4 protein-coding genes and 2 pseudogenes are annotated in these 3,571 nt (G+C 57.7%); 2 read left to right on the top strand and 4 right to left on the bottom strand.

The window, feature by feature from the left end; all coding sequences use genetic code 11:
* The first annotated feature begins 36 nt into the window (after positions 1-36).
* On the top strand, positions 37-306 hold the full coding sequence (gene tnpB, locus BN77_RS27550; protein WP_007538462.1) for an IS66 family insertion sequence element accessory protein TnpB: 270 nt from the start codon (positions 37-39) through the stop codon (positions 304-306).
* 41 nt (positions 307-347) lie between these two features.
* Positions 348-1,955, top strand: a complete 1,608-nt coding sequence (gene tnpC, locus BN77_RS27545; protein ID WP_007538460.1) for an IS66 family transposase — start codon at positions 348-350, stop codon at positions 1,953-1,955.
* A 432-nt stretch (positions 1,956-2,387) separates the two neighbouring features.
* Here tnpC and repC read toward each other — a convergent pair whose 3' ends face one another.
* From repC to BN77_RS33795, 4 genes and pseudogenes are all read right to left on the bottom strand, one after another.
* The gene (repC, locus tag BN77_RS27540) at positions 2,388-2,672 is read right to left on the bottom strand and encodes a replication initiation protein RepC (RefSeq protein ID WP_007538455.1); all 285 of its coding nucleotides are present in this window, start codon (positions 2,670-2,672) and stop codon (positions 2,388-2,390) included.
* Position 2,673: 1 nt separating this feature from the next.
* Positions 2,674-2,874 carry a VirC2 family conjugal transfer protein gene (locus tag BN77_RS35185; protein WP_007538453.1) on the bottom strand — a complete coding sequence of 67 codons (201 nt, stop codon included), beginning with the start codon at positions 2,872-2,874 and terminating at the stop codon, positions 2,674-2,676.
* A 2-nt stretch (positions 2,875-2,876) separates the two neighbouring features.
* Positions 2,877-3,401 (bottom strand): annotated as a pseudogene (locus BN77_RS27535) (conjugal transfer ATPase VirC1); the annotation flags it as partial.
* Between the two features lie 53 nt (positions 3,402-3,454).
* Positions 3,455-3,571 (bottom strand): annotated as a pseudogene (locus BN77_RS33795) (IS6 family transposase); the annotation flags it as partial.

Here is a 3,571-nt window from a genome sequence, read left to right as displayed (position 1 = left end):
AAAAGTGCGGAAGAACCCAATCTGGATGGGAATTCCATGTTGATCGTCGCGCGGCAGCTGAGCCCGTTCGAGCGTGCTGTCTTCGTCTTTTGCAACCGCCGGCGCACCCGGATGAAGCTCCTGTTCTTCGAGCGGTCAGGGTTCGTGCTTGTATTGAAAGCCTTGTCCGAAGACCGGTTTCGCTGGCCCCGCCGCGAGGCGCCGGTCGTGACGCTCGATACCGAACAGTTGCGCTGGCTGCTTGACGGCATCGATCTCGACGCGATGGTGCGCCATCCTGTCCGGCAATATGAGTTTGTCGGCTGAAAGCTGTTGACGGAGCGGGGCGGCTCAGATTCAAAGCTGTGATGACACGAGCCGGCACCCCGACCGTTGCGGAACTGATGGCGCTTCTGGCGGCGAATGCTGCCGAGAACGCCGCGCTGCGGGCTGAGAGAGACGCCCTTGAGCAGCGTGTCTTCAAGCTCGAGGAAGAACTGGCGCTTGCACAACTGCATCGTTTTGCGCCGCGTAGCGAAAAGCATATGGATCGCGTCTTCAATGAAGCCGAGAACGCCGCTCTCGAGGCCGATGCTGACGAGGGCTTGGCCGGATGTGACGAGACCGACGCCACTGAGCTTCCAGACACGGGATTGCCAGAGGTGGAAACGCCCGAAGGCCGCAAGCGCGGGCGTAAACCTCTTCCGGCAAATTTGCCACGCCAACGCGTTGAATATGACCTTGCCGACGATCAGAAGACCTGCCCGTGCTGCCGCCATCCGTTGCATCGCATGGGCGAACTCGTCACCGAGCAGCTTCATATCGAGGTGAAGGCCACGGTGCTGCAGAATGCTCGGGCCAAGTACGCTTGCCGCAACTGCGAGCGCACCGATATCCGTACGCCCGTTATCATCGCGCCGATGCCAGCACAGCCCTTGCCGGGCAGTATTGCCACGGCCTCGACACTGGCCTTCGCGCTCGTTCACAAATATGTCGATGGCACACCACTCTATCGTCTCGCACAGGCGTTCGAGCGCGCCGGCGTCCCTGTGAGCCGTGGCGCTCTTGGCCATTGGGTGATCAGATCCAGCGAGAAGCACCTCGTTCGCATCTACGATGCTCTGAAGCAGCGGCTCTTGTCGCAGAGCGTCATTCACGGTGACGAGACCACGGTGCAGGTGCTGAAGGAAAAAGACAGGAAGGCAACCGACGAGTCCTACATCTGGGCCTATCGCAGCGGGCAGGACAGCCTAGAGCCGGTTGTGCTGCTCGAATATCAGCCCGGTCGCGGGCAGGTGCATCCGCAGACTTTCCTTGGTGACTATCGCGGCATCCTGATGAGCGACGGCTATCAGGCTTGGCGAACCCTGAAGGGCGCAACGCATGTCGGGTGTATGGCTCACGCCAGGCGACGCTTCGTCAACGCCTTCAAGGCCGGGAAGAAACAAAGCGGGCCGCCCGCGCAGGCATTGAAGTTCTTCGACCAGCTCTATCGGATTGAAAGGCAGGTGCGGGACGAAAAGCCAGATGACGGCGAAACGCAGGCCGATTGCATCCGGCGCTTGCGCCAGAAGCATAGCGTTCCAGTCCTTGATGCCCTGAAGGAGTGGCTCGACAGGATGGCCCCCAAGGTCGTGCCCGATACCAAGCTCGGCGATGCGATCTCCTATACGCGCAACCAATGGCAATATCTGACGCGCTACACCGAAGACGGCAGGATGCCGATCGACAACAATTTACTCGAACGCGATATCAGAGTTTTTGCCACCGGCAGGAAATCGTGGCTATTCAGCGACACCACTGACGGAGCCAAGGCAAGCGCCGTCACCTACAGCCTTATGCTAACCTGTCGCGCCTGTGGCGTCGAGCCATTCGCCTGGTTGCGACACATCTTCACTGAACTGCCGCAGCGTCTCGACGGCGCGGATATCGACGATCTGCTCCCGTTTAACTTCGCCAAATCCATTGCCGAGTAAACCGCCGCGGGCGCCATAATCTACTGCGTCAACGCGCAGCGAATTGAGCGCTTACGATCAGGCATATCAGATTTCAGGGGAGGTTCGGGAAAAGGATTGTATCGACCTTGCAGACAACAGCAACGATGAACCTGAAGAGCTATTGACCACCTTTGGCTATGAGGTCGTCCTCCGCCTCTGGAGAACAGAGGAAAAGATCTGACATCGGGATCCAACGGGGGCGTTAGCGCGCAGAGCGCGCAATCAAAAACCGAACGGATTTAATAGGGATCACTCACATCTTGGCTTGCAAAGGGAGTTCAAGGCTGGCGGTGAGGGGCCCATCTGTCGTTGCAGCGCCAACGGCGGTGGGTCACCCGAGATGAACTCTTTCGTCATTTGCTAAACACCGCACATGATGTCCTTCATCCATAGCATGAGAGCAACCGTCCCTTAATGTGACTGCCGCGCCGATGCTGCCATCGAAAAGAGTGAGCGACTTAGTCGCAAGGACCCCCGGCAGCTCCGATTGACAAGTTCTCGTAGATAGCCGCCAGGATTGGCGACCGAGCCGTTGGCGCTGCGCTCAGCGGTCAATGCCAAGGCGACGATCGCCAGATCCTGCCCAAGCACCTCCACGGCCTCCTGATAGACTTGGGGGTTGATGTAGCACAGTCGGCAGAAAAGTCCGCCGGACGAGCGAAATGCGGTCCAATGGTCGAACACCTCAGGCACCATTTCAGACAGATGGACAAACGCCGATCGCAGCAAAGGCAATGAAACATTGATGTGTGGTAACTCCAGTCTCCTCGATCCGCTCCGAATGGACAACCCCCTGAAAGCTCACAGCTAGAGGCAAATTAGGATGAACGATTTCGGGGCGAGCGGCAGCAAGCCGCCTGGCTTCAACGACGGACAAAGCGGGTTTGCGAATTCCCATCTTCAGCCCTCCGCTTCGCCAATCAACTTCGAGATGGTGACGAGTTCTTCCATCGTGATCCTGAGATTCCGCTCAAGAAAGCGCATTGTGGGATCGCTTCTCATGTTCAGTAATGTGAGATGCAACATGCCACGTTCCTTCATTGCGGCAAATGCGTCTCTCTCGTGCATCGGAGATTGGACAACTGGAAGGCTTGCCAGCATGTCTGACATCGCGCGCTGCGATGTGGTCAATCGACCGACCGGGACACGTTGGCGCAATACGGCTGTCGGAATTACCAAGTTCTCGCTCAGCAGCAGCTCGATGACATAACGGTAGGTTGACAGTGCCTCATCGATATCGAGCGGAGTCAACATGGTGGGGATCAGAAGCAGGTTTGAGCTAGCAATGATTGTGTTATTGAGTTCGCTCGACCCGCCATGGGTATCGGCCAGCGCATAATCAAATCCCTGAAGCTCGGCGTCCTCGTACGCCGCCTCAAGAAGCGACATTTCTTCGGCAGCGTAAACTTCGCAGGAAGAATCCCAGGGGCGATGTCACGTTGTTCGCTTAATCCCCGACGAGACGTTTGCCGATGAATTTACGCAGTTGCACCGGTCACGACTTTCCAATGCGCCATTGCGCGGATGCGATAAATGTGGGTGGCCAGGGCTGAGCGTTTCTGATGTGGTGGCACGAAGAGATTTCTGACTGCTGA

Source organism: Rhizobium mesoamericanum STM3625 (assembly GCF_000312665.1).
GTDB classification, from domain to species: Bacteria; Pseudomonadota; Alphaproteobacteria; order Rhizobiales; family Rhizobiaceae; genus Rhizobium; species Rhizobium mesoamericanum.
The sequence above is the reverse complement of the archived record's forward strand: the minus strand, read 5'-3'. Positions and strand labels throughout refer to the sequence as shown.